The 23,262-nt window shown below is 61.8% G+C and carries 22 protein-coding genes and 3 pseudogenes; 11 read left to right on the forward strand and 14 right to left on the reverse strand.

What is annotated here, in order from left to right; translation table 11 throughout:
• The 3 genes from ACFJGT_RS11510 (at window position 1) to ACFJGT_RS11520 (ending at window position 3,909) form a co-directional block, all read left to right on the forward strand.
• Window positions 1-402 carry an ATP-binding protein gene (locus ACFJGT_RS11510; RefSeq protein ID WP_377848647.1) on the forward strand — a complete coding sequence of 134 codons (402 nt, stop codon included), beginning with the start codon at window positions 1-3 and terminating at the stop codon, window positions 400-402.
• 308 nt (window positions 403-710) lie between these two features.
• Complete coding sequence (locus ACFJGT_RS11515) at window positions 711-3,395, forward strand: response regulator (protein ID WP_377848648.1); 2,685 nt, start codon at window positions 711-713, stop codon at window positions 3,393-3,395.
• A gap of 79 nt (window positions 3,396-3,474) precedes the next feature.
• A complete protein-coding gene (locus ACFJGT_RS11520) occupies window positions 3,475-3,909 on the forward strand; it encodes a hypothetical protein (protein ID WP_377848649.1) in 435 nt (144 codons plus the stop codon).
• Window positions 3,910-4,023: 114 nt separating this feature from the next.
• Here ACFJGT_RS11520 and ACFJGT_RS11525 read toward each other — a convergent pair whose 3' ends face one another.
• Window positions 4,024-4,485, reverse strand: a complete 462-nt coding sequence (locus ACFJGT_RS11525) for a DUF3597 domain-containing protein (RefSeq protein ID WP_142111730.1) — start codon at window positions 4,483-4,485, stop codon at window positions 4,024-4,026.
• A 2-nt stretch (window positions 4,486-4,487) separates the two neighbouring features.
• Complete coding sequence (locus ACFJGT_RS11530; protein WP_377848650.1) at window positions 4,488-4,991, reverse strand: ferritin-like domain-containing protein; 504 nt, start codon at window positions 4,989-4,991, stop codon at window positions 4,488-4,490.
• Between the two features lie 144 nt (window positions 4,992-5,135).
• Between ACFJGT_RS11530 and ACFJGT_RS11535 the strand changes: the two genes are divergently transcribed.
• Together ACFJGT_RS11535 and ACFJGT_RS11540 are read left to right on the forward strand one after the other, a co-directional pair.
• Window positions 5,136-5,435 carry a PepSY domain-containing protein gene (locus tag ACFJGT_RS11535; RefSeq protein ID WP_055728248.1) on the forward strand — a complete coding sequence of 100 codons (300 nt, stop codon included), beginning with the start codon at window positions 5,136-5,138 and terminating at the stop codon, window positions 5,433-5,435.
• Window positions 5,436-5,471: 36 nt separating this feature from the next.
• A complete protein-coding gene (locus tag ACFJGT_RS11540; protein WP_377848651.1) occupies window positions 5,472-6,038 on the forward strand; it encodes a hypothetical protein in 567 nt (188 codons plus the stop codon).
• A gap of 219 nt (window positions 6,039-6,257) precedes the next feature.
• On the opposite strand, the gene ACFJGT_RS11545 is transcribed toward ACFJGT_RS11540, so the two are convergent.
• The 4 genes and pseudogenes from ACFJGT_RS11545 to ACFJGT_RS11560 form a co-directional block, all read right to left on the reverse strand.
• Window positions 6,258-7,004 (reverse strand): exonuclease domain-containing protein, encoded by a 747-nt coding sequence (locus ACFJGT_RS11545; RefSeq protein ID WP_377848652.1) that lies wholly within the window; start codon window positions 7,002-7,004, stop codon window positions 6,258-6,260.
• Window positions 7,005-7,073: 69 nt separating this feature from the next.
• Window positions 7,074-10,334, reverse strand: a pseudogene (locus ACFJGT_RS11550) (error-prone DNA polymerase).
• Window positions 10,331-11,854: a Y-family DNA polymerase gene (locus ACFJGT_RS11555; RefSeq protein ID WP_377848653.1), complete on the reverse strand. Its 1,524-nt coding sequence runs from the start codon at window positions 11,852-11,854 to the stop codon at window positions 10,331-10,333. The pseudogene ACFJGT_RS11550 and the gene ACFJGT_RS11555 overlap by 4 nt, the downstream one beginning before the upstream one ends.
• Window positions 11,769-12,521, reverse strand: a complete 753-nt coding sequence (locus tag ACFJGT_RS11560) for an ImuA family protein (RefSeq protein WP_377848654.1) — start codon at window positions 12,519-12,521, stop codon at window positions 11,769-11,771. The genes ACFJGT_RS11555 and ACFJGT_RS11560 overlap by 86 nt, the downstream gene beginning before the upstream one ends.
• A 148-nt stretch (window positions 12,522-12,669) precedes the next feature.
• On the opposite strand from ACFJGT_RS11560, the gene ACFJGT_RS11565 reads away from it, so the two are divergent.
• Window positions 12,670-13,065, forward strand: a complete 396-nt coding sequence (locus ACFJGT_RS11565) for a hypothetical protein (RefSeq protein ID WP_377848655.1) — start codon at window positions 12,670-12,672, stop codon at window positions 13,063-13,065.
• Window positions 13,066-13,131: 66 nt separating this feature from the next.
• A complete protein-coding gene (locus ACFJGT_RS11570) occupies window positions 13,132-13,746 on the forward strand; it encodes a hypothetical protein (RefSeq protein WP_377848656.1) in 615 nt (204 codons plus the stop codon).
• Between the two features lie 105 nt (window positions 13,747-13,851).
• Here the strand turns inward: ACFJGT_RS11570 and ACFJGT_RS11575 are convergent.
• Both ACFJGT_RS11575 and ACFJGT_RS11580 read right to left on the reverse strand, forming a co-directional pair.
• Window positions 13,852-15,026, reverse strand: a pseudogene (locus ACFJGT_RS11575) (pyridoxal-phosphate-dependent aminotransferase family protein).
• A gap of 144 nt (window positions 15,027-15,170) precedes the next feature.
• Entirely contained in the window at window positions 15,171-15,557 is a 387-nt protein-coding gene (locus tag ACFJGT_RS11580; RefSeq protein WP_377848657.1) for a cupin domain-containing protein, read from the reverse strand.
• Between the two features lie 71 nt (window positions 15,558-15,628).
• Between ACFJGT_RS11580 and ACFJGT_RS11585 the strand changes: the two genes are divergently transcribed.
• Window positions 15,629-16,003, forward strand: coding sequence for a VOC family protein (locus ACFJGT_RS11585; protein WP_377848658.1), 375 nt, complete (start codon window positions 15,629-15,631; stop codon window positions 16,001-16,003).
• Window positions 16,004-16,059: 56 nt separating this feature from the next.
• Here the strand turns inward: ACFJGT_RS11585 and ACFJGT_RS11590 are convergent, their stop codons facing one another.
• Together ACFJGT_RS11590 and ACFJGT_RS11595 are read right to left on the reverse strand one after the other, a co-directional pair.
• Complete coding sequence (locus ACFJGT_RS11590; RefSeq protein ID WP_377848659.1) at window positions 16,060-16,551, reverse strand: hypothetical protein; 492 nt, start codon at window positions 16,549-16,551, stop codon at window positions 16,060-16,062.
• Window positions 16,552-16,771: 220 nt separating this feature from the next.
• Window positions 16,772-17,623, reverse strand: a complete 852-nt coding sequence (locus ACFJGT_RS11595; RefSeq protein WP_377848660.1) for an SDR family oxidoreductase — start codon at window positions 17,621-17,623, stop codon at window positions 16,772-16,774.
• 417 nt (window positions 17,624-18,040) lie between these two features.
• On the opposite strand from ACFJGT_RS11595, the gene ACFJGT_RS11600 reads away from it, so the two are divergent.
• Window positions 18,041-18,496, forward strand: coding sequence for an MOSC domain-containing protein (locus ACFJGT_RS11600; RefSeq protein WP_377848661.1), 456 nt, complete (start codon window positions 18,041-18,043; stop codon window positions 18,494-18,496).
• Between the two features lie 77 nt (window positions 18,497-18,573).
• Here the strand turns inward: ACFJGT_RS11600 and ACFJGT_RS11605 are convergent, their stop codons facing one another.
• Window positions 18,574-19,134: a DNA-3-methyladenine glycosylase gene (locus ACFJGT_RS11605; RefSeq protein WP_377848662.1), complete on the reverse strand. Its 561-nt coding sequence runs from the start codon at window positions 19,132-19,134 to the stop codon at window positions 18,574-18,576.
• 34 nt (window positions 19,135-19,168) lie between these two features.
• On the reverse strand, window positions 19,169-19,399 hold the full coding sequence (locus ACFJGT_RS11610) for a hypothetical protein (protein WP_377848663.1): 231 nt from the start codon (window positions 19,397-19,399) through the stop codon (window positions 19,169-19,171).
• Window positions 19,400-19,698: 299 nt separating this feature from the next.
• On the opposite strand from ACFJGT_RS11610, the gene ACFJGT_RS11615 reads away from it, so the two are divergent.
• Window positions 19,699-20,025, forward strand: coding sequence for a hypothetical protein (locus tag ACFJGT_RS11615; RefSeq protein WP_377848664.1), 327 nt, complete (start codon window positions 19,699-19,701; stop codon window positions 20,023-20,025).
• Between the two features lie 215 nt (window positions 20,026-20,240).
• On the opposite strand, the gene ACFJGT_RS11620 is transcribed toward ACFJGT_RS11615, so the two are convergent.
• A complete protein-coding gene (locus ACFJGT_RS11620) occupies window positions 20,241-20,486 on the reverse strand; it encodes a hypothetical protein (protein WP_377848665.1) in 246 nt (81 codons plus the stop codon).
• A 126-nt stretch (window positions 20,487-20,612) separates the two neighbouring features.
• On the opposite strand from ACFJGT_RS11620, the pseudogene ACFJGT_RS11625 reads away from it, so the two are divergent.
• Window positions 20,613-20,821 (forward strand): annotated as a pseudogene (locus tag ACFJGT_RS11625) (cold-shock protein).
• A 151-nt stretch (window positions 20,822-20,972) separates the two neighbouring features.
• Here the strand turns inward: ACFJGT_RS11625 and ACFJGT_RS11630 are convergent.
• Window positions 20,973-23,069 carry a catalase gene (locus ACFJGT_RS11630; RefSeq protein WP_377848666.1) on the reverse strand — a complete coding sequence of 699 codons (2,097 nt, stop codon included), beginning with the start codon at window positions 23,067-23,069 and terminating at the stop codon, window positions 20,973-20,975.
• Window positions 23,070-23,262 lie beyond the last annotated feature (193 nt).

A 23,262-nucleotide genomic window follows, 5' to 3' on the forward strand; every position in this document is an offset into this window, starting at 1 on the left:
ATGCTGAAGCACGCTTCCGATGCCTATCGGACGATCACGATGAGCGCCTACTCTGGGCTGGCCACACAACCGAATGGCGACAAGGAGATCCTTCTTGGCGTCATGGCCGGCGGCGGGTCAAAGCTCGCGACAGAGATGTCGACTGGCGCGCGGGCTCAGCTCTATTTGGCGCTCCGTATAGCCGGCTATCATGAGTTCGCCAAGACGCGTCCGTCATTGCCGTTCATCGCGGACGACATTCTCGAAACCTTCGATGATTTCCGCTCCGAGGAGGCCTGCCGCCTATTCGGTGGAATGGCAACCAGCGGTCAAGTCATTGTCGCGACGCACCACCACCACCTTATCGATATCGCACTCCGAGCCTGCTCAGACGTCACGGTGCACCAACTCGTATTCCAATAGGGTTGGGGGCCGAACTTCAGAGCAATCGGCGCCGGTCAGGCAAACCCGAGATCGCCCAGCCGAACCTGGCAAAACATTGCTTGCGCTAGGACCGTGCTATCGCGCTGTCGAGCGTAAACTTCCCTCGGAGATCAATGAGGGCCAACGGAAGCCATATCCGACTTCGCCGACTTTCCCCGGAAAAGACGAGCACGAAAAGAGCCTAATGGATCTTAAAGCCGTGTTCGAGAGCCTCGCACCTTGAGCGACAGATTGGCATATTTGGAGAACTATGCCATTCGCGCTGGATGGCGCGAGGACAGAGCTTCATGTCGCGGACTTTTAGCTCCGGAATTCCAGCCAGGCTGATCATAGTCGCGGTATTCGCCGTCATCGTCATCCCGGGCATTATCTTCGCGGCCATTCTCATGAATAGGTACGCTGAAGTTCAGCGTGGCCGCTATCAACAGGAGGCAATCGAGGCGGCGACGACGGGCGCAGCCGTCGTCGATCGGCACATTCGCAGTTGGCAAATCACGCTTCAAACGCTGGGAACCTCAAGAGCCCTAAGGGACGGCGATCTGGAAGGTTTTTATAGCCAGGCTCTCGAGGTGAAGGCTTTCATCGGAGCTGACATCGGATTGCGGGACCTCAGCGGTCAGCAACTCGTCAACACCAGGCAGTCCTGGGGTAAAGAGTTGCCCTTCACTCCCTTCCCCGTCGACCAGCAGGTCATCGCGTCCGCGAGACCTCACGTCACTAACGTTTTCACCGGGGCGATCGCACAGCGGCCACTGGTTGCCGTGATCGTACCGATCTTCATCGATGGAGCGCCTCGTTACCTCCTGCATGTCGGCGCTGAAACGGCGCTATTCGCAGATGTCATCAAGCCTATGATCCCGCTTGGCTGGTTTGTGGCGATCGGCGACAGAGACGGCGTCTATGTCACGCGCTCGGAAGACCACGACAGATTCACTGGGCAACCCGGGGTGCCGGCATTTCTGGCTCAAGCGGTCGGGAAGCAAGGCACCTTCGTCGGCAAGAGCGCATTAGGCGAGGAGATTCTGGTCGGATATGCGCGTTCTGAATTGTCAGATTGGCTAGTCGCCGCGAACATCCGCCGAAGTGTGGTTGAGCAGCCGCTTCGAAGCGCGGTCATTGCCTTGACCGCTGGCGGGGTCACGAGCCTGTTCGTCATGCTGATAGCAGCAACGCTTCTTTGGCGCCTCATCGGAAAACCCCTGCGTAGTTTGACCTTGGTTAGCGCGCGGCTGGGCAAATTCTCCGGACCGATCCAGGTGCCGACCAAGCTAACCGAATTCATCGCGCTTCGAGACGCGATGTCCGAGGCGTCTCAGAAACTCAATGCGAGCAGCGCCGAGCTTGAGGCCAAGGTCGCCGATCGAACCGCCGAACTAGCGCAGGCCAGCGAACTGGTGAGGGCGGAGGCCGCCGAACGCCAGCGTATCGAAGCGATGCTTGCGCAGGCTCAAAAGATGGAAGCTGTCGGTAACCTCACCGGCGGAGTCGCCCATGACTTCAATAATCTGCTGCAGGTCGTCGGAGGCAATCTCGAGCTGCTAAAAAAGGAACCGGGACTGAGTGAGAAGGCCCATACCCGCATCGCCAACGCCGTGGCCGGTGTGTCTCGAGGGGCGCAGTTGGCAGCGCAGTTGCTTGCATTCGGTAGGCGCCAGGCACTTGAGCCGAGGGTGATCAACGTTGGACGGTTTATCCGCGGAATGGACGATCTTCTGCGGCGGACACTCGGTGAAGAAATAGAGATTGAGACTGTCGTCGCCGGTGGGCTTTGGCACACGTTCGTCGACCCGACGAATGTCGAAAATGCGATCCTGAATCTGGCGATCAACGCACGCGACGCGATGGATGGTGCTGGGCGCCTAACGATCGAGGCGGGCAACAGCTACCTCGACGACGATTACGTTCGGTGGAACGCTGAAGCAGCGCGTGGGCAATATGTCGTCATCAGCGTAACCGATACGGGCAGCGGAATGCCGCCCGAGGTGCTAGCCAAGGTGTTCGAGCCGTTCTTTTCGACGAAGCCCGTTGGAAAAGGCACGGGCCTGGGTCTGTCAATGGTCTATGGCTTCGTGAAGCAGTCCGGCGGCCATGTGAAAATCTACAGCGAGGTCGGCCACGGTACGACCATCAAGCTCTACCTCCCGCGATCGCATGACACAGAGGATGTCCTCGACCACAGTGATCAACTGCCTGTCATCGGCGGGACAGAGCAGGTTCTCGTCGTCGAAGACGACGATGCTGTGCGCGACACGGTCGTGAATATGCTTTCAGAGCTCGGCTATCGCGTTCTACAAGCGCCGAATGCGCAGAGTGCGATGTCGATCATCGAAAGCGGCACCCAGATCGATCTCCTTTTCACAGACGTTATCATGCCTGGTCCGCTGAAAAGCGCCGAACTTGCCCGTAGCGCGAAAGCACTTCTTCCGCGCCTCGCTGTCCTTTTCACCTCCGGCTACACCGAAAATTCCATCGTACACGGAGGAAGGTTGGACGAGGGTGTTCACCTTCTATCGAAACCATACACGCGTGAAGCAATGGCTCGGAAACTCCGGTATGTGCTTGCGGCGGAAAAGGCCCCTTCCCCACCGAACAGTTCTGCCACATCTGATGACGCCGCTTCTTTGACGGTGCTGCTGGTCGAGGACGATGCCATCATCCGTCTGGATGCGGCCGAAATGATCGAGTCGCTCGGTCACAAGGTGCTAGAGGCTGGATCGGGTCGCGAAGCGATCGCCCTAGCCGAAACGCATACGATCGACCGCCTGATGACTGATATCGGGCTTCCCGACATAAGCGGCGTCGACCTCGCGACCCGCTTGAGAGAGCGCAATGCCGATCTGATCGTTGTATTCGCGACGGGTCGCAGCCAGCTCGACGGGTTCCAAATGGACAACCGGACCCGCTTGGTTTCAAAGCCCTATGGCGCGGCTGATCTTGCTGCGGCGCTTGCAGCTGAGCGATTGCAAACCTAGCGGCAAGACCGAGTCCAGTTTTGCCCAGGGTGGATCCCGACCACTTTGCGCGGACAAAACCACCAAATGACATGGCTGGTTGTCGCTGCCGATCGTTTGCGATAGCGGCATGCCGCAATTCGAGCTGGCTGAGCTGGTTGCAATCGCGACGGAGGTCGGCGCGGGAGGGTCGGGCGGAAAGTTCGGCGCGTTTTTCTATAATCAGATCGACGAGAACGGGGAGGCGTATCGCCCTTACAAATTAGCGGGCGTTCCGAGATCAGCCTTTGCCGATTTTGAAATGCCTCGCAAGACCGAGATTTTCGCGTCGATCTTTAACGGCTTGCGCGTTTTACATTCTGACGACATTCGAAAGGACCCGCCCTACGACCTGAACGGGCCTCATTTCAGGATGCCAAAAAGCCATCTGTCGGCTGTCTGTTATCTGGCGGTCGCGGTCATCTCGCGAGCCGGCATCGTGCATGGCGGCATTTTGTTGCCCACGACGAGCCTGGGCAATTCGATGAAGAGGTAGAGGAGATCGTCAAGGCGATCGCGGCCACGCTGCGATCTCGATCGAGAACGCCGCGCTCCTCGCAGAAGCGCGGCGGTAGGTCGTTATCAGGCGAGTAGCGCCTGAGCTGTACGCTCAGTCGAGTAAATCGGCGGGGACCTTGCCGCCGTTCTCGGAGAGCTTCTTGATGACTGCCTTGTGCAGCCAGACGTTCATCGTCGCCGAGTCGTTGGTATCACCCGTGTAACCGAGTTCCTGCGCCAGTTCCTTGCGGGCGGTGAGGCTGCTGTCGATCTTGAGCGCCTTGAGCAGGTCGACAATGGACGTCTTCCAGTTCAGCTGCTGGCCGCTGTCCTTGGCCGCCTTGTCGAGGATCGGCGCGACGTCGACCTGCTGCGAGGCCATCGATCCAGGCGCAGTGCCGATGTTTGCCGTGGTCTGACCGACGGGTGTCCCTGCCGGCGACGAGGCCGGTGCGGTGGAAGTGCCGGACGGTGGGACAACCGCACCCGGTGCGGGAGCAGACGTTGAAGTGGCGACCGTATCGGCCTTGGCCTCGCCGAAGATGGCCTTCTTGATGCTGTCGAAAATTCCCATGATCAGGCTGCCTTCTTCGTCGCGGCGGTGTTGGCGGCGCCGCCGAGCTGCGTCAACTTCTTGTCGGTCTTGGTCTCCTCGGCGAGCGTCGCGTCGAGCAGCTTGACCGCATCCTTGTGGCCGAGCTGCTGGGCCCACGCCTTGAGGGTACCGTAGCGGGCCATCTCATAGTGCTCTACGGCCTGTGCCGAGGCCACCAGGCCGGCGTCAATCGCCGGGCTGTCGCTATAGTCCTCAATGACCGCCTTGCCTTCCTCGATGATCCCGAGGATGGCGTCGCAGGTCTTGCCGCGCGGGGCCTTGCCGATAAGCTCGAACACCTCACCGAGGCGCTCGACGTGACCTTCGGTCTCTTCGCGATGGGTCTCGAAAGCCTTTTTGAGCTCGGGCGACTTGGCCGCCTTCGCCATCTTCGGCAGCGCCTTCAGAATCTGCTTCTCCGCGTAATAGACGTCCTTGAGCATGTCGTGGAACAGGTCGTCGAGCGGCTTCGGTTCGGTCGCCATGTCTTCCTCCAGCGATGTGGGTAGTCGATGGTCTGAACGAACCCTGAGAGCCCGTGTTCCATTCCGCTCCGCTGGAACTTTCGGGGGCAATCTGCCGTTTGATTGTGCATCGCGGCATCGGCCGCACGCCCACGGGAGACCATCATGAAGAAGCTGCTCATTGCCACCTTGATCGCCTCCGCGACATCCTTTGGCGCGATCGCACAGACGTCGACGACGTCGCCGATGCCCGCCCCAAAGGCTGACGCCGACAAGAATGCCCCGCTGCCGGGCGCCAACAGCTTCACCGAGGGTCAGGCCAAGAGCCGCCTCGAGGCCAACGGCTATTCAAACGTTGGAGCCTTGAAGAAGGACGACAACGGCGTTTGGAAGGGCACCGCGACCCACTCGGGGGCGCAGGTCAACGTCTCGGTCGATTACCGCGGCAATATCACCCGCAACTGATCCGTGCCTCTCGCACCGCAAAAACTGGAGAACGACATGACCCGTACGCTCACCCGTTCCTACGATAGCCACGCCACCGCCCGCTCGGTCGTGGACCAACTCGAGGCCGCCGGCATTTCCAGCAGCGCCATCAGCATTGTCGGCAGCGACGGCAAGACTGACGAGACCAACGCCGCCGAAGGTGCCGGAATCGGCGCCGGCGTCGGCGGCGCCGCCGGCCTGCTGACCGGCCTTGGCATCATGGCGATCCCCGGCGTCGGCCCGGTTGTTGCCGCAGGCTGGCTTGCCGCCACAGCCGCAGGTGCTGTCGCCGGTGCCGCCGCCGGTGGTCTGGTTGGCTCATTCGTGAAGGAAGGCCACGATGAGGACGAGGCGAACTACTACGCCGAGACGGTTCGCCGCGGCGGATCGGTCGTATCCGTCCGCACCGAACCCGAGCACGAGGCCACCGTCCAAGCTATCCTTGACGGCGCTACCCCGATCGACCGTGCGACCCGCGAGGCTGACTATCGAGCCGGCGGCTGGTCGCGCTTCGATGAAAACGCCGATCCTTACGTTCGGGATGCTACCGCGTCCGGCCGAGTGCCGCCTGCCGTGATCTGACGGCACAGGCATATTGAACAACGGCCTCGGGCGACCGGGGCCGCTTTCTGTTTGGCGTTCAGAGAAGCGCGAGAGCTTCTTTGCATGTTTCGCGGCGGCTCGATCGATCAGGCAGAACCTCTGAGAGTGATCGAGAGGCAGGTCAGCAGGCGACGTCCTCTTCCGCGGTCGGTAAAAGCGTGCCTTACCAAGAAGCGCAGCAGACGGAGCATGGGAGTGTCAGAGCAAGCGTGCCTGAGCAGGTTCGCGGTCGACTTCGTTCCGGCCATTTCGCCGCTCAAGTTCAGTCTTAGCACTGAAGCAAAGATCGACATCACGACTGGCGGCGAGTGCTGACAGCGCCGGCGCGCTCAGCTGATCCCACCCCTTGCCGCGATCAGGCCCCGTTGGCACGCGAGGCAACAAGCCGGGCTCTCTGCTCCACGCAAGCAATTGGTCGATCGAAGCCTCATTCAACATGTCGCGGAGATGGTGCGCGGTTACGTACGCATCGGGCATCGCGCGATGAGCGGGCAAGCCAATCTCGTGCACTAGCCCCGCCGGCTTCCGCTGATATCGAAGCATCTGGTTTGAGAATCGGGGCAGCTCCGGCCACAGGCGCAAGGCGCATTTCCAGGTGCAGATCCATTGAGCACCCCCGCTCAGCCGCGGTCGGCAGTATCGCTGTTCGAACGCCGCTCGGTGCGCCGCCAAAGCCGATACTCTGCGCTCCGGCTTCAGGATAGTCGGCGCAATGTCCTTCCAGTACGGCGCTCCAGCAACGTCCTCATCCCGAATATGATGCACAGCCATCGTATCGGCGGAGATGGCGCGTCCGGGATTGACGAGAAACGCGCCGCGTTCCCCCGTGACCTCCCAGCGTCCATCAGATCCTAACGAGACGTCCTGCCATCCGATCTCGCAGACATCGTGGGCGCCGTCGCCAGCCGTCTCAAGGTCGATGACCCGAACGCGATTACTAAGCATGAATGGGAGATCAGCATTGCCGCAGGTCCATACAAGGCAGGAGCCTTCCGATCCCCCCACGCAGCCGGATCATCGAAAATCCCGCGTCTTCACCTTGATCGTGTCGATGTGCAGATCGGGGATGTAGATGTCTCGCGTCCGCATTCCTTTCGGCGGAAGATCGCGCGGGTCTGGGGTTGGCGAGCCATAGTGAAACTCGTCGCCGCGTCCGTGAGGAAGCGGGAATGGCTGATCGCGTTTGCCGACACCGGCGAGGTGGGAAGATAGGTCGGTCAGCCTCTGTGCTACCAGGTGCACGACCTCCCCCTCACGCTGGATGCGCCCGCGCACGGCGATCATCCCGGCCGACAGGATCGTCCGGCGGAAACGCTCGAATACCTTCGGCCAGACCACGAGGTTGGCGATACCGGTCTCGTCCTCGAGGGTGATGAACATCACGCCTTTCGCCGAGCCCGGCCGCTGCCTCACCAGTACGATGCCGGCGGCTTGGAGCCAGTGTCCATTGCGCGCGTCCATTGCGGCCTGACAGCTGACGATGCCCCTGCGCCGAAGATCCTGCCGCAGGAAGGAGACCGGATGATCGCGAAGCGACAGCCCGACATGGCGATAGTCCTCGACCACATCTCCGCCGGTCGCCATCGGCCGGAGCGCGATGGCAGGCTCAAGCGTTTCATCGGCTTTCCGATCCGCCGCGGCCGCGAATAAGGGTAGCGGCTAGTCGCGCAGAACCCGGATTGCCCAGATCGCCTCCCGCCGTGCCAGGCCGAGGCTGGGGCGGAACCCGTCGGCTTCGGCAATCTCCGCCAACGCTGACACGGGCACCCGAGCCCGGCGCCAGAGGTCCTCGATCGACTCGAACGGCATGCTGGCTCGTGCCGTGATGATCGCGGCAGCATGGGCGTTGGCGAGCCCCTTGACCATCCTGAGCCCCAAGCGAACGGCAAACCGCCTCTCGTCGCCGGTCTGCTCCAGCGTGCAGTCCCAGCGGGAAGCATTCGCGCAGACAGGTCGAACCTCGACGCCGTGATCGCGGGCGTCGCGCACGATCTGCGCAGGAGCATAGAAGCCCATGGGCTGGCTGTTCAGCAGCGCAGCGCAGAACACGTCCGGATGCCAGCATTTCAGCCAGGCTGAGGCATAGGCGATCAGAGCGAAGGAGGCCGCGTGGCTCTCAGGGAAGCCGTAGGAGCCGAAGCCTTCGAGCTGTCGGAATGTCTGCTCGGCGAACTCGGCCTCGTAACCGTTGGCGACCATGCCGGCGACGAGCTTCTCCTTGAACTTCGACACGCCGCCCGTGAACTTGAAGGTCGCCATGCTCTTGCGCAGCATGTCTGCCTCGCCGGGCGTGAAGCCGGCACATTCGATCGCGACCCGCATCGCCTGCTCCTGGAAGAGCGGCACGCCGAGCGTCTTGCCCAGAACCTTCTCCAGCTCGGGCTTGGGATAATGGACCGGCTCGCGGCCCTCGCGCCGGCGCAGATAGGGATGGACCATGTCGCCCTGGATCGGACCTGGCCGAACGATCGCGACCTGCACGACGAGGTCATAGTACGTCCGCGGCTTAAGCCGGGGCAGCATCGACATCTGCGCGCGGCTCTCGATCTGAAATGTGCCGAGCGTGTCGGCCTTCCGGATCATCGCATAAGTCCGCGGATCCTCGGCCGGAATGGAGGCCAGGTCGAGCGCGATGCCCTTGTGGTCGACGAGCATGTCCAGGCCTCGCTTCATGCAGGTCAGCATGCCCAGCGCGAGGACGTCGACCTTCATGAACTTCAGCGCGTCGATATCGTCCTTGTCCCATTCGATGACCTGACGATCGGCCATTGCCGCTGGCTCGATCGGGACAAGGTCGTCGAGGCGGTCATGGGTCAGGACGAACCCGCCGGGATGCTGCGAGAGGTGTCGCGGGGTGCCTTGAAGCTGGCGGGCGAGATCGAGCGCCAAGCGCAGCCGTCGGTCGGCGAGGTTGAGGTTGAGCTCCTCGACATGTCGCTTTTCGACGCCCTCCTCGGACCAGGCCCAGACCTGTGACGACAGCGTCCCGATCAGGTCCTCGGGCAGGCCCAGCGCCTTGCCGACGTCGCGCAAGGCACCTTTGGTTCGGTAGCGGATGACGGTCGAGCACAGGGCCGCGTGATCCCGGCCATAGGTGTCGAACACCCACTGCATGACGATCTCGCGGCGCTCATGCTCGAAGTCGACATCGATGTCGGGCGGCTCACGACGCTCCTCCGAGACGAAGCGTTCGAACAGAAGGTCGTTGCGGCCCGGGTCAATCGAGGTGATGCCGAGGACAAAGCAGACTGCCGAGTTCGCCGCCGAGCCGCGACCTTGGCAGAGGATGTCGCGCGAGCGGGCGAAGCGGACGATCGCGTTCACCGTCAGGAAGTACGGCGCGTAGCCGAGCCTTTCGATCAGTGTCAGCTCGTGGTTTAGGCTTGCCTTGACGCTTTCGGACAGACCCTCGGGATAACGTTGCGCGGCGCCCTCCCAGGTCAACTTCGCCAGGGTCTGCTGTGGTGTCAGCGTGGCATCGTCGCGCTCCTCCGGGTACTGATAGGCGAGTTCGTCAAGCGAGAACCGGCAGCGATCGGCAATCTGCAGCGTCCGGGCCAAGGCCTCAGGGTAGCGCGTGAACAGCCGATGCATCTCGTCCGGCGGCTTCAGATAGCGGTCGGCGTGGCGCTCGCGGCGTTCGCCGAGGGCGTCGATCGTGACGTTGTGGCGGATGCAGGTGACGACGTCCTGCAGGATCCGCCGTGCCGGCTCGTGGAAGAGTACATCGTTGGTCACAACCGTGGGTACTCGCATCCGCGTCGCCAGGTTCGACAGCTCGTGAAGGCGAAGTTGGTCGTTCGGACGGCGCCGCAGCGACAGGGCCAGATAGGCGCGGTCACCAAAGACCTCGCGGAGCCGACGCAGGCGAAAGGCACAGTCCTCGTCGGCCAGGTCTGGTACGAGCACCGCGACCACCCCTTCCGCATGCGCAGCGACGTCCGACCATTCGAGATGACATCGCGCTTTTCCGCCGCGCTTCTTGCCGATGGAGAGCAGTCGGCACAGGCGGGAATAAGCCGGCCGGTCGATGGGATAAACCAGCAGCGACATGCCATCAGCGAGATCGAGGCGGCAGCCGACGATCAGCCTGACGCCAGTTGTCTTCGCCGCTTCATGGGCCCGGACGATGCCGGCGAGGGAGTTGCGGTCTACGACCGCGAGCGCCTCGATGCCGAGCAGCGCCGCTTGGGCGAACAGCTCATCGGCCGAGGAGGCGCCGCGCAGGAAGCTGAAATGGCTGGTGACCTGGAGCTCGGCGTAGCGCGCGCTCATCCGAAAACGCCATGCAGGAACCAGCGATGGGAGCCCGTGGCGACGTCTTCGCCATCGCCTGCGCGATAGAGCCAGTAGCGCTCGCCGGCATCATCCTCGACCCGGAAGTAATCGCGCACGGCGACCATCTCGGCCTCGCGCTTCCACCACTCGCCGAATACGCGCTCCGGGCCATCTGCGCGCCGGACCCGGCGGCGGATCCCGCGCCAGCTGAACCAGGCCGGTGGATGGTCCGGCAGCAGCGCCATGGTCTCGACCGGTTCCGGTCTCGGTAGCAGCCTGGCAGGGCGCGGCCAGTGGCTTGGCCAAACCGCTCCGGTCTCCTCAGTCAGCGCCGCGACACGGCGCACAGAGCGCTCGGGTACATCGCTGGCAACCGGTGCCATGCGATAGACCGCCCGCTCACCGACGCGGTTGGCGAGGATGTCGATGAGGCCGGAGACGTCCGCGCTGGTTTCCTCCACCAGGGAACTGACCGCCTGCTTTCGTTCGAGGGGCTCAGCCAAGGTCGCTGCCAGCGTCATGATCTCGATGCCGAAGCCAGGCTCGATCGCCTCGATCTTCTCGCAAAGGAGCCGGGTCAGTCGCTTCACATCACAAACAGGCTTGGCGAGCCCAACCCGGACTGTCTGAAGTCCGCGGTCGACGCGATGGCAGACGAGATCGAGGCGCCGAGCGCCAAGACCGCGCGCCTCAAGCCGGTCGCAGAGCTGAGCGACCAATTTGCCGATGTAGCGAGCGATTGTCTCCGGCGCGCCGATCGGCTCGGCAAAAGCGCGGCGAACTTCGATGAGGTCAGGCGGGCGGATAGCGACGATGGGCTCGGCGACCTCCCCGAGCGCCTGAGCCAACCGGCGGCCGATCTCCGGCCGAAAGCGCAGCGTGAGCGGCGAGCGCGGTTGGCCGATGATGTCGCCGGCTGTCTCGAAGCCCAGAACGCGCAGGTCGTTCGATATCTTGGCGGGCAGTCGCAAGCATTCCAGCGGCAGCGGTATTAGCGGCTGCGCCTGATGCCCAGCCGTCGCAACAACAGTCGACTGAGACACGTATCGGGCGAGTGCATGGGCGGCGCCCCAGCTATCGGCAATTGCGGCCCTGGCCTCGACGCCGGACATTGCCAGGCGGCCGACGATGGCATTCAGCATGTCGGCCTCACCGCCATGGAGATGGTCGGCACCGGTCGTGTCGATGACGATGCCATGGGGCGGATCTGGCGCGACGATCGGGGCGACGCGCTGGTGCAGCCAGATCGCCAGCCGTTCCAACTCCAAGGTGTCCGCAGCGAGATCCGCTTCCTGAAGCAACAGGCCAGGCACGAGCGCCTGTGCCTTCGTGGCCGGCATGCCGACGCGAAGCCCGGCTGCCAGTGCAGCGGCATTCGCCGCCTGCACTAGCCTCCTGCTTCCGTCGCGAGCGATGAGGACGAGCGGGACCTCAGGCGGAGGCGCCGCGTCGCCAGCCATCCGCCGGAACCGATCGATCGACCAGTTCGGGAGGAAGACCGAGACGACCCGTGTCATCGCATGCCTCCAATTCGAAATCCGCGCTTTCGCCCGCCCGGGCCCTGATCAGTTCGACCAGCCAACGCGACCGCCCTACCCCCGGCACCGGCAGCGCTGTCGATGGAAGCACTGAGACCCGCCATCGGGTCATCGCTGCCGTGGGTTGACCAAAATCAGAGGCGTCGACTTCGCGTCGCCATCGTCGTAACGCGATGCCGATAGAGCCGGTACCTTCGGCCGCCAGCTGAAGGCGCCGGGAGGCGGTCATCGAGAGGCGGGCGACCTCGCCAACGACAGAGCCAAGCCCACCGTAGCGCAGGCCCTCTTCCATGCAGGCGAGCACCGTCTGGTCATCGCCCGCCTCGACATAGATCACGCGGTCGGGGATCAACCCCGCCTGCGCCATTGCCGGCGCGAACAGATCGGCTCGGGTGAGGCACCAGAGCACTTTGCCACGACTCCTGGCGGCAACCCCAGCACTGAACAAAGCCGCTGCGGCACCGTCAATCGCGCCGTTGCCGCCACCCGCGACCTCATGCAGAGCTCCTAGCGCGAGGCCTCCACCAGGCAAGCGTGAATCAACCGTCGCGATTCCGAACGGCAAGACTGTCCGACCGCGGGCGCTTCTACCCTCGATCCGCTCGATCTGATCGCGGAGCGACTGAAATAACGGCTGTGGCCGCAACTGGCTTTACCTGCTAGAACGATGCCTGATGTTCCTCTTATGTTCTCAGTGAGGGCTTAAGAGTCAAGCTGGATATCTGGCGGGAACACAGCGACGAGGTGGAAGGTTGGCGAGGCACAACCTCCGCCTCCGAGCAGGAGTAATAGCGATGTCCGATGATCCAGCCGAAATCGTCCAGCAGTCATACGAGGTGGTCGCTTGGCGAGAGCTGGCGCTAGCCCTTCTGGCGCAGATCCTGGTTCCAGCGCCGGAGAACGAGGAGGAGTGCTCCCAGTTCCTTCACACCGTGCTGGCAGATATTCTCGATCAGACGGTCAACAGCGAGGCAATGCCTGCAGAACTTGATCGAGGCGCCTTGCGGGCCGAACTGGAAGGCGTGAACGAGCGCCTTCGCGAGGAGCTCGCCGAAGCACAGCTCGATCGACACAAGCTCCGAAAGGAGTGGCTGAAGTCGGGAGCGAACAGATCGCCCACAGAGTATCGACGACCCTCAGCAAGCTCACGTACTAAGGAGCAGCGTATGCAGCAGCCACCAGGAACGTAGAAGCTGGGAATACGCGATCGATCGGTGCGATTAATTCCGGGCCCGCAATTCTGAGCAGAGCATCATGTGAAGCGCACCTCAACGCAGCTCGCCGAATGGTCTCTTCCATCAACGACCACCCTGGGGTCCTCGGTCCGCGCCAAGGGAATCGAGCGGGAAATCAGGCGGCGGCTTCCTTGGTCGACGCGGAAGCACCTGACGGTCGAATCTGGCAGAGCGATCCTTCACATGCCGGACACCGGATCTGCTGAGTTTGACGCTCTATCTGCGCTCGTAGCGGATATGTTGGCCGATATTACAGAGTTGCCCATCCTCCCCAGCGAGGCCGAGGACATTCTCTCCATCTCATCTCGCGAGCGCCACAAGTGGCTCGACGACGGCCGGCTCCAGAGCGCGGGGACAAAGACGGTCAAGCTGCGTGGCCGGGCCAAGGCGGTCACTTTCCACGTGTTCACCCCAAGTTTCATCGAGCATGTCCTCGATAGCGGCCTGCCGGAAATCTGGCGGGAAGAGGATATCGCGACGACAGCAGAGAATCGGCGCCGAGCGGCAGGAAAGGCAGCTTTGACGCGCGCCGGAAAGCGATCGGCCAAATCCCGTAAGGCTGCGCCCGTTCCCGATGAACAGGAAACCGGCCTCGACGGCTGGGAAGAGTTTGAGGCTGAAGGTCTGCTTAGGTGAGGCACGCCGCCCGGACGGACGGGAGAAGAGCTACTCCCTGAATCTGTCCACATGAGCGACATCCTGTCTGTTCAAGGCCTCCAGGCGGCAGAAGCGCGGTCTCTTTCACGCGGCGGCTAAGCTGGCGATTGCAGCTGCCGCACCACCCGAGCCGTGCGGGATTTCTTAGCCTGAAGCGCCATCTCAATGGCGCCGAGAGCTCCAAGAAGCGCCGCGGCGTTGAAATGACCCATGTGGGCGATCCGGAAGGCCTTGCCGTGATAATCCCCGATCCCGAGGCCGAGCGTCACACCACAGACGTCGCGCGCAAAGGAGGTGATGACGCTTACATCAATGCCAGGCGTTAGCACCGCTGTCACAGACGGCGCTCGCTCAGATCCCTCGGTCACTCCGAAGGTGAGAGCTTGACCACTCGACCATAGATCCACGGCAGCATGCGTCGCCTTGGCAAGGGCGGCGTGGCGGCGCCAGCTCGCTTCCAACCCTTCCTCGAAAATCATGTCGAGCGCAGCGCGCTGCCCAAAAAGCAAATGCTCCGGCGCGGTCCCGCAATGCTTCATGTAGGCCAGCACGTTCATCCGGCCGCTCCAATCCCAATACCCGGTGCGCAGGTTGGCGCGCTTATGGGCGGCCAGAGCCTTGTCGTTGGCCGCGACGAAGGCGAGGCCTGGCGAGGACATGAGGCCCTTCTGCGAGGCTGAGACAGCGATATCGATGCGCCAGGCATCCATCTCGAATTCCATGCACCCGAGGGAGGCAATGGCATCGACCATAAACAGAGCCGGGTGACCCGCGGCGTCGATGGCCCTGCGAATGGCCGGGATGTCGTTGACGATGCCTGCAGCGGTATCGATCTGGACGACCATCACGGCTTTGATCTTGTGCTGCGTGTCAGAACGTAGCCGGGCCTCGACTGCTGCAGGATCGACGGCCCGGCGCCAGCTGCCGGGAAGCATCTCGACATCGACGCCCATAAAGCGGGCCATCTCACCCCAGCCGATGGCAAAGCGGCCGCTTTCCAGCACCAGAACCTTGTCGCCGCGCGACAGGACATTGGTGAAGGCTGCCTCCCAGCCACCATGGCCGTTGGCGGCGTAGACGAAGGTTTCGCCGTCGGTCCGGAAGACGCGCTTGAGATCGGAGAGAACCGTCTCGGTCAGGCGCACAATGCTGTCGGAACTGAGTTCCTCAGCCGGCCGCATCATTGCCTGGAGCACGCGATCAGGAATGTTAGTGGGGCCTGGCATGGCGAGCAGCGGCCGGCCATTAGCGAGCGACATGCCGAATCCTCAGGACATTAAAATCACCACAGCAGAAATCCGCCAAGCGCTTGTCCTGAGCAAGCTCACGGGCGCATTCCTCGACATCACGCTCTGCATGACGCGTGTGCCAACTTGACCGGCAGGTGGCGTCCAAAAATCTCTCTATGGTGCTTCTGGGCTGTACCTCCGTTTCAGCTCTCCGCTGTCATCGTAGCTCGCCTCGAAAACCGGCGAAGCGAGTGTGGCGCGAACTTTCAGTGTTCCGGTTCCGCTGTTCGTAAATCCATGAAAGCAGCCGGCTGGGATGATGACCGACTGGTTGGGCAGGACCGACATGACCTCGTCTTCGATGCGGACCTCCGCCTGCCCCTCAATGATCTCGAGGATTTCCTCGACGGTATGCGAGTGCATCGGCGCGCCAAGGCCTGGTTGGCAAAGCTGCTCGAAAATGCAGAGCTGGTGCGATCCGACGACCGCTGAAATTCGCATCGAGGTAAGCACGCCCTCTCGCCATTTTTCGAGCTCAGAATTGGGCTGAATCACGCGCATTCGTTCGTTCCTTCCAGCGTGTCGCCCGCGCCATGCTGCAATTGCCTCGCGCAGGATTTTTGGAGACACGTATGTTCACGCACATCATGATTGGCAGCAACGACCTGGAGCGATCCAAGAGCTTTTACGACGCCACATTCGTCGCGTTGGGAGGCCAGCGCGGTGAGATCGATGCCAGAGGCAGGCTGATCTACACTCACAGCGGCGGCAGGCTTATGATCACGACGCCAATCGACGGAAATCCGGCAACATTCGCAAACGGGGGCACGATTGGTATCGCTGCGGCTAGCAAAGAACATGTCCAGGCTTGGCACGACGCTGGAACTGCGCATGGCGGAAAGTCGATCGAGACCCCGCCGAGCGAGCGTCCCAATGGTGCCTTCGTCGCATACCTTCGCGACCCTGATGGGAACAAGCTGACGGCGCGCTCCCAACCGACAAAATAAGTGCGGCGGTTGCTCTAAACGATATCACCGATCGCTTAGAGCTTGCTGTTGAGACTTCAGGAAACGACCTTCGAGAAATCGGATTCAGGAGGATTGTCGCTCGCCTCGAGCGGCATTGCTGCATCCAATATCCGTATCGCTAGCGCGACATCCGATTCCTCAACTCGGACAGAGACCACCGACCGACCCCGGGCGTGTTCTCTAGCGTGATGTTCGGCGTCGCTCGCCGGTACGCCGGCGTCGACGAGTGCCCCGAGAACGCCCCCTGCCAACGCGCCAGTCACCGAACCGGAGAGAAACCAGCCTGTCGCAATGATGGGCCCAACGCCCGGAAGCGTAAGCGCGCCCAACCCAAGTGCTAGCCCCGTCGCGGCGCCTGCCGCTCCGCCGATGCCAGCGACTGCAGCCGTGTTGTCGTCGCCGCCAGCCTGCTGCCCGAGGAGGCCGATCCTCTCCGGCTGGATGCCAGCCTCGGCCAAGCGGACCGCGACATTTCGAGCATCTTCGAACGTCTGGTAGGTTCGGGTAATCGTCCGGACTTGAAGCATTCTGGCCTCTCTATTGCGAAAAGGGCGAGCCCGAAGGCCCCCTCTATTTTCACTGCGATGATGATTAGTACTGGCGCCCCTGCAACCCGCCTCCGACTCGCGCTCGCGTTCATTAGCAAAGTTGCTCGATCCGCCACGCTCGCAGCCATGCGATCCGCTGCCGATGGCAGCCTTCGCCTCTTGGGTAGGACTGAATTGCCGATCAGCATTCGACCGCTACTCACCCGTTCACAACCGTGCCGCCGTTCGGGTGCAGCACCTGGCCGGACATGTAGCTGGAATCCTCACACGCCAGGAACAGAAAGCTGGGCGCGACCTCATTCGGCTGCCCGGGCCGCTTCATGGGCGTGCTTTCACCAAAGTGTTTGAGCTTCTCCGGGCTTGCTCCGCCCATAGGGTTGAGAGGCGTCCAGATCGGCCCTGGCGCCACCGCATTTACACGTATCCCCTTCTCGATCAGATTTTCGGAAAGGGCCCGCGTGAATGCGGTGATCGCGCCTTTTGTCGAGCTGTAATCGAGCAACTCACTGGAACCCTGGTAGCTTGTGACGGACGTGCAGTTGACGATAATGGCGCCGCGTTGGAGGTGCGGCCGCGCGGCTTGCGTCATGAAAAACATACCGAAGATGTTTGTCTGGAACGTTCGGCGAAGCTGCTCCTCTGTAATGTCCGTGATGTCCTTATCCGGATGCTGCTCGCCCGCATTGTTTACTAGGATATCGATCTTCCCGAACTCTTCGACGGTCTGAGCGACGGCGTCGGTGCAAAAGGCCTTGTCGCCGACATCTCCCGGGATAGCGATCGCTCGGCGCCCTTCGCGCTCGACGATGCCAACGGTCGCTTTGGCATCGTCGTGCTCACTCAGATAGACAATGGCTATATCGGCACCTTCGCGGGCATAAAGCGCAGCAACAGCACGACCGATGCCGCTATCCGCCCCGGTGATCAGCGCCACCCTCCCCTTGAGGCGATCGCTCCCGGGATAGCGCGGCTCCCATTCTGGCTTCGGCGTTAGTGCGGACTCGTGGCCCGGCAGACCGTCTTCATGAATCATGGGCTCTGTGGCGGACATGGAAAATTCCTGAGGTGAGGCTGCGGCACGCATGTGCCCTCAGCAAATCTGCCCCCAGCGCTTAGTCATCGAACCGCCTGAACCATGACTGGTTCCCAAACTCAAAGCGGGTCGATGGCAGCTTCAGAGCACGGCCCGTTCGTTGAGAACCTATCCGTCGGAAGCGCGTTTCGAACATGCCCGCGGAACGCTGGTGCCATTCGGAGATGTTCACATGATCAGGTTGATCTTGGCCGGTGCGGCGGGATGGATGCTCGCGACCCGACCTCAGTTGCGGGAGCGAGTGGTCGGCTTCGCCCGAGATATCGTTCAGCGTCTCTCAGCGCGCTAAGGACTGCCCGGGTCGAAACCATGCCTTTCAGCCCATCATCCTCACTCGCGCAGCTTCTGAACGTCCCTCTCAGAGCGGGACAAGTTGTGTGGCTCGGCATCCGGCCTGGCCGCCGCGAAACGCTCATTGAGGTTCAGAGCGCGGATTTCGATATTACGAGCGGTGTTATAGGCGACCGCTATACGCGGGCGCGGGGGGCTCGACAGGTCACTTTGATCCAGGCCGAGCATCTCGGGACGATCGCCAGCCATCTTGGCCGCTCACAAGTTCTGCCGGGCGATCTGCGCCGCAATGTCGTTACTCGAGGCATCAATCTGGTCGCGCTGAAAGACAAGCACTTCAGGATTGGCTCCGCTGTTTTGCAAACCACCGGAGAGTGCCACCCGTGTTCGCGAATGGAGGAGATCCTCGGCGTTGGCGGGTACAACGCCGTTCGCGGGCTCGGCGGCATTACTGCCCGCATCATCGAGAGCGGTACGGTCAATCTCGGAGATGATGTTGTCGTCGACCTCCCGGACGGGGTTGCAGGCGGATCTGCCTAGGGCCATCGTCCAAAGAGATCGTTGGCCCCGGAATGCTCTGTTGCTGGCTCACTCACGGCAGTTTGCCGCGGCGCTGCTCACCTCCCAGGCTTTGGGAAAGCGCGACTCACGAAACGCGAACCCGCAAAGCCAAATCGCCAAGGCTGCTCGGTGGCCTTCGAAATTCCAATGCGAGTGCTGCTGGAAATCTCCGGCGCATGTGACCGGTCGACAATCGAGAACGGTTGGCATTCCAAACTAAGCCCATTATGGGCACCCGTTATCCCAAGCGCCTGGGCCAACCGTCCCGGCCCATTGCATAGGCTTACCCTGCTGCCGCGACGCGCCCGCATTTCAGCGAGCCCCTCTGTCGGCTCGATGGCCCTAAGCAAGACCGCGCCCGCGCCTTCGGCGACGATATTCAAACACCAGTGAAGCCCATAGGACCGATAAACGTAAGCGTGCCAAGATGGACCGAACATGGCCGCATTTCGCGGTCTCGGACCGCGGAAGCTGTGCGAAGCTGGATCTTCGGCGAGATAGGCCTCGGTTTCGACAATGGAACCTCCTACCCCCCCGACAAGCAGCTTCATACCGATCAGGCGCGGAGCCAGCTCTAGGGCGTTCAAGGCCTTTAGCTCGAGTAAATTTAAGGGCATTCCATCAACCCGAGCTTCGCACAATGTTCTGAATCTACCGAGGGTTGGTAGCTTGCAACGAAAGTGCAGTGATCTCGTCGTCGCTGAGCTCCCGTCCAGCAACGGTGAAGACTTCGACCCGCCCAGCGATGAGATCAGCACGAATCGCCGAAAGCGCAGTAGCCAGGTCACGATATTCCATCTGGTACGTTGCCAGAAGCTCACCGCCGCGCTTAACATCCTGCCGCAGCACGACGACAACCTCTCCATCCTCGATTTCGTTCATTCATCCTCGCAGCGCGTGAGCATTTTCCCGGATGGCAGTGTGAAATAGCACTCGTCCCCGTGGGGGTACCGTCTTCGAGCGTATAAGACGTGAGCGAGAGACCGGGCCATTCGCGCCACTCCACAACTCTGTAGCGCTTGCCGTTCTTGTCGCGGCAGTGCTCCGTATGGAGCGCGCCGTACTTGCGTCGGTCGCTTATTCGGGCCGTCACTTTTCCAAATTGCAACCAAAGTTTTCCACCTCAAGCGTTTCGCCGGTCAACGAGCAGAGCATCTGCTGGTTCCCACCTCGGCCGAGGCGTGGAACGTGTCGCTTCAACGGCGGCGGTGGCTCTTGTAAATCAGTCGGACCCTTCGGGGCGTCTTTCGATCGACCTGCCGGAATTGCAGCTCGCGTTGTGTCAGAGCCTGATTCCGATTGAAGCCGAGGAATATCGCCACGATGACGAAGGCGATAATGGCGACGGCACCTGCAGCGACCTTCTCATCCTTATCGGGTGGTGGCAGTCCAACGGATACAGATTTATTCTACTCCACTGCCGCTCGGAACATCATGCCCTGATCGCCGAGTGCTCCGGCTGGCTGCGATATCAACTGCAAATGACCGCTCAGAAAGCTCGACCGTGACATTGATGGTTTCGAGCTCTCGTTCTTCATCGACCCCTCGCGCATCCTGCGGGATAGATCGCTCGATCCAGGGCGGCGTTAAGTTCGTCTCCGTTGCGGAACGTGAGATGGGTAATTGAGGCGCGACTGCCACAAAAACCCACGTTCCTACCGACATCTTCTTGACCGCGGCTAGGTCTCAGACGCATCCCGCCCGCAGCGGGCATATCAGGCTATCATCGAGCCAGGTAGTGAACGACGATCCAAGCAAGCCCAGCTAAAATAAGGCCGCCCAGGAGCACCGCCAGCACCGGGCGGCCCAGAAATCCCTGACGACCTTCGACGGGCGTTTCCACGGCAGGGTCAGTGGTCGTATGCCTGTCTGGGTGCATCGGAGCGACAACCCCGCCGCCCGGGCCTTCCGTCTGCCTGTCGGCTCGTGCGTTGGCCTCGCGAATATCCGGATCCTGGCGGTTGGTCATCGAGCACCTCCAAATTTTATGTGCTCCTAGGGAGACTGCCTCGCGATCCAGAAGTTCCTGCGCCAGCCCCTAACTTGCCGAGAAACCGACGTTGGCACATGCTGGCGCTTCACTTTGGAGATGGAAATGGCTAGCGGCACTGTGAAATGGTTCAACGAGACCAAGGGTTATGGCTTCATTACGCCTGATGGCGGCGGAAACGACGTGTTCGTTCACATCAGTGCGGTCAGCGCGCCGGTCTCCGTAGCCTGAACGACGGCCAGAAAGTGTCGTACGAACTCGTTGCCGACAAAAGGTCGGGCAAGCAGTCCGCGGATAATCTCAAAGCAGAATAACGGCCGGGTCGTTACCCACGTGCGTAGACCCGTCGCGATCGAGCGACGGATCTGTTCATTTGCGAAAGGGCGGCGCGCCTCGCTGATCGCGACCATCGAACGACACACCGCTTTGGCCGCAAGCTAGTTGCGCACAGCCGGCAACAAGAAATCACGCCAGCATGCGAACCTTGCCTTCTCGAGCCCACTGGCGCGTACGCGCTGGTTTCAGGAAGGCGTCGACCTTTTTGTCCAACGCCACGATCCCTTCATCCTGCTCGACTCCGGCCTTGTCGAGCAGCGGCCTGGCTTCAGCACTGTAGCCGATCGCTTTGAGATGCCCGAAGGCGTCCTTGGCGAAATCGATTGCCGCGCCTTCCTTCATCAATGCGGCGCAGCCAGCTTCGGACAGAATGATGGCGACCGCGTCAAAGAGCACAGACGGGGTGCCGGCGAGTTGGCCGTCGGCCTTGAGCGTCTTCCCATCCTTGAGTTTCACGCCGCCAATCTTCGGCGCGACGATCTTGACGGCTCCGCCATCGCCTTCGACGGCGGCCTTGACGGCCGTGATCCGGGCTCCGTCCGCCCCATCAGAGACAAGTATCCCGACGGTCCGGCCCTTCAGGGTCTCGGGGTACTTACCGACGATGCGAAGTGCCGGCGATGGCTCCATGTCCATCGGGATCGCTGCAGGCTTCGAACCCTTCGGCAGGGACATGGCGAGTCCGTCAGCAACGCGCTGCGCCAGCGCTTCATCGACATTGACGAGGTTAGACATCACGCGGTTGCGGACATGCTCCAGCGTGACCTTCGACAGCTCAAAGACGAGTGCGCTCGCGAGGTGGGCCTGCTCGATCTTACTCTGCGAGCGGAAGAACAGCCGGGCATGGCTGTAGTGGTCAGCGAAACTCTCCGCGCGCAGCCGAACCTTATGCTCCTCAACCGGGATCGTCGCCGTCCGGAAGCCGCCGACAGGATCCTCGCGCGGGCCGCCGTCCTCGCCAGCCTCGGCAAGGCTGTTCGGCTCGTAATTCGCGCGTCCGGTGAAGACTTGCGTCTGCATTTGTCCGTCGCGCTGCAGGTTCTGGAAAGGGCAGCCCTTGGCCCGGTTGATGGGGATCTGATGGAAGTTCACAGTCCCGAGCCGGGAGAGCTGCGTGTCCTGATAGGAGAACAGCCGGCCTTGCAGGAGCGGGTCCTCCGACACATCGATGCCAGGCGGCATATTGGTTGGCAGGAAGGCAGCTTGCTCGGTCTCGGCGAAGAAATTGTCCGGGTTGCGGTTCAGCACCATGCGGCCGATCATGCGGATCGGCACCAGTTCCTCCGGGATCACCTTGGTAGCGTCGAGGATGTCGAAGGGCAGCGCGTCGGCTTCATCCTGGCTCAACAGCTGCACGCCGAAGTCCCACTCGGGGAAGTCACCCTTGGCTATGGCCTCATGCAGATCGCGGCGATGGTAGTCCGGGTCGGCGCCGGCGATTTTCACCGCCTCGTCCCAGCAGGTCGATTGCGTGCCGAGCTTCGGCCGCCAATGGAACTTAACGAAGGTCGGCTCGTCCTTGTCGTTCAGCAGGCGGAAGGTGTTGACGCCGAAACCCTCGATCATCCGAAGCGAACGTGGGATGGTCCGGTCCGACATCGCCCACATGATCATATGGGTCGATTCCGGCATCAGCCCGATGAAGTCCCAGAAGGTATCATGGGCGCTGGCGGCCTGCGGGTAGCCGCGATCGGCCTCCATCTTCACGGCATGGATCAGGTCGGGAAACTTGATCGCGTCCTGGATGAAGAAGACCGGGATATTGTTGCCGACGAGGTCCCAGTTCCCTTCCTTCGTGTAGAACTTCACCGCGAAGCCGCGCACGTCGCGGGGCGTATCGACCGAGCCTGCTCCGCCGACGACCGTCGAGAAGCGGGTGAAGACCTCGGTCTTGACTCCGACCTCGGTCAGCACCTTCGCGCGGGTGAAATCGCCGAGCGACTCCGTCAGTTCGAAGAAGCCATGAGCGGCCGAACCGCGAGCGTGGACGATGCGCTCCGGGATGCGCTCGTGGTCGAAATGCTGAATCTTCTCACGGAGTACGAAATCTTCCAGCAGCGTCGGACCGCGACCGCCAGCCTTCAGCGAATTCTGATTGTCGCTGACCGGAATCCCATGATTGGTCGTGATGCGAGCCTCCGGCGCCGACGTCGACTGGTGCAGCTCGCCGCCCTCTCCTGAGGTGGTTTTGGCTTTTGCTGGGACATCGCGGGGGGAGCGGGCCATGGGTCATGATCCTCGTTATCTGATGCGAGCAGTTGCGTGGCGCTGAAGGCTCACCTCGATGGGTCAGAGGTGAATACTTCGGTTTGCGCGCCTTCGGACGCTCACTGAACGAAGTGGAACTGTTCCAAGTTCCGGCGCCGTCCGCTCGAGATGGTTAAGGAGCGGGAACCGACGTATATATTCGCTTGTTCCT

Source organism: Allobosea sp. UC22_33, from assembly GCF_042700715.1.
Taxonomy (GTDB): Bacteria; Pseudomonadota; Alphaproteobacteria; order Rhizobiales; family Beijerinckiaceae; genus Allobosea.

Coding starts and splice junctions, on each gene's coding strand:
- ACFJGT_RS11510 (WP_377848647.1), top strand. CDS start 1: ATGCTGAAGCACGCTTCCGATGCCTATCGGACGATCACGATGAGCGCC.
- ACFJGT_RS11515 (WP_377848648.1), top strand. CDS start 711: ATGTCGCGGACTTTTAGCTCCGGAATTCCAGCCAGGCTGATCATAGTC.
- ACFJGT_RS11525 (WP_142111730.1), bottom strand. CDS start 4,485: ATGGGAATTTTCGACAGCATCAAGAAGGCCATCTTCGGCGAGGCCAAG.
- ACFJGT_RS11530 (WP_377848650.1), bottom strand. CDS start 4,991: ATGGCGACCGAACCGAAGCCGCTCGACGACCTGTTCCACGACATGCTC.
- ACFJGT_RS11535 (WP_055728248.1), top strand. CDS start 5,136: ATGAAGAAGCTGCTCATTGCCACCTTGATCGCCTCCGCGACATCCTTT.
- ACFJGT_RS11540 (WP_377848651.1), top strand. CDS start 5,472: ATGACCCGTACGCTCACCCGTTCCTACGATAGCCACGCCACCGCCCGC.
- ACFJGT_RS11545 (WP_377848652.1), bottom strand. CDS start 7,004: ATGCTTAGTAATCGCGTTCGGGTCATCGACCTTGAGACGGCTGGCGAC.
- ACFJGT_RS11555 (WP_377848653.1), bottom strand. CDS start 11,854: ATGACACGGGTCGTCTCGGTCTTCCTCCCGAACTGGTCGATCGATCGG.
- ACFJGT_RS11565 (WP_377848655.1), top strand. CDS start 12,670: ATGTCCGATGATCCAGCCGAAATCGTCCAGCAGTCATACGAGGTGGTC.
- ACFJGT_RS11580 (WP_377848657.1), bottom strand. CDS start 15,557: ATGCGCGTGATTCAGCCCAATTCTGAGCTCGAAAAATGGCGAGAGGGC.
- ACFJGT_RS11585 (WP_377848658.1), top strand. CDS start 15,629: ATGTTCACGCACATCATGATTGGCAGCAACGACCTGGAGCGATCCAAG.
- ACFJGT_RS11590 (WP_377848659.1), bottom strand. CDS start 16,551: ATGCTTCAAGTCCGGACGATTACCCGAACCTACCAGACGTTCGAAGAT.
- ACFJGT_RS11595 (WP_377848660.1), bottom strand. CDS start 17,623: ATGTCCGCCACAGAGCCCATGATTCATGAAGACGGTCTGCCGGGCCAC.
- ACFJGT_RS11605 (WP_377848662.1), bottom strand. CDS start 19,134: ATGCCCTTAAATTTACTCGAGCTAAAGGCCTTGAACGCCCTAGAGCTG.
- ACFJGT_RS11610 (WP_377848663.1), bottom strand. CDS start 19,399: ATGAACGAAATCGAGGATGGAGAGGTTGTCGTCGTGCTGCGGCAGGAT.
- ACFJGT_RS11620 (WP_377848665.1), bottom strand. CDS start 20,486: ATGACCAACCGCCAGGATCCGGATATTCGCGAGGCCAACGCACGAGCC.
- ACFJGT_RS11630 (WP_377848666.1), bottom strand. CDS start 23,069: ATGGCCCGCTCCCCCCGCGATGTCCCAGCAAAAGCCAAAACCACCTCA.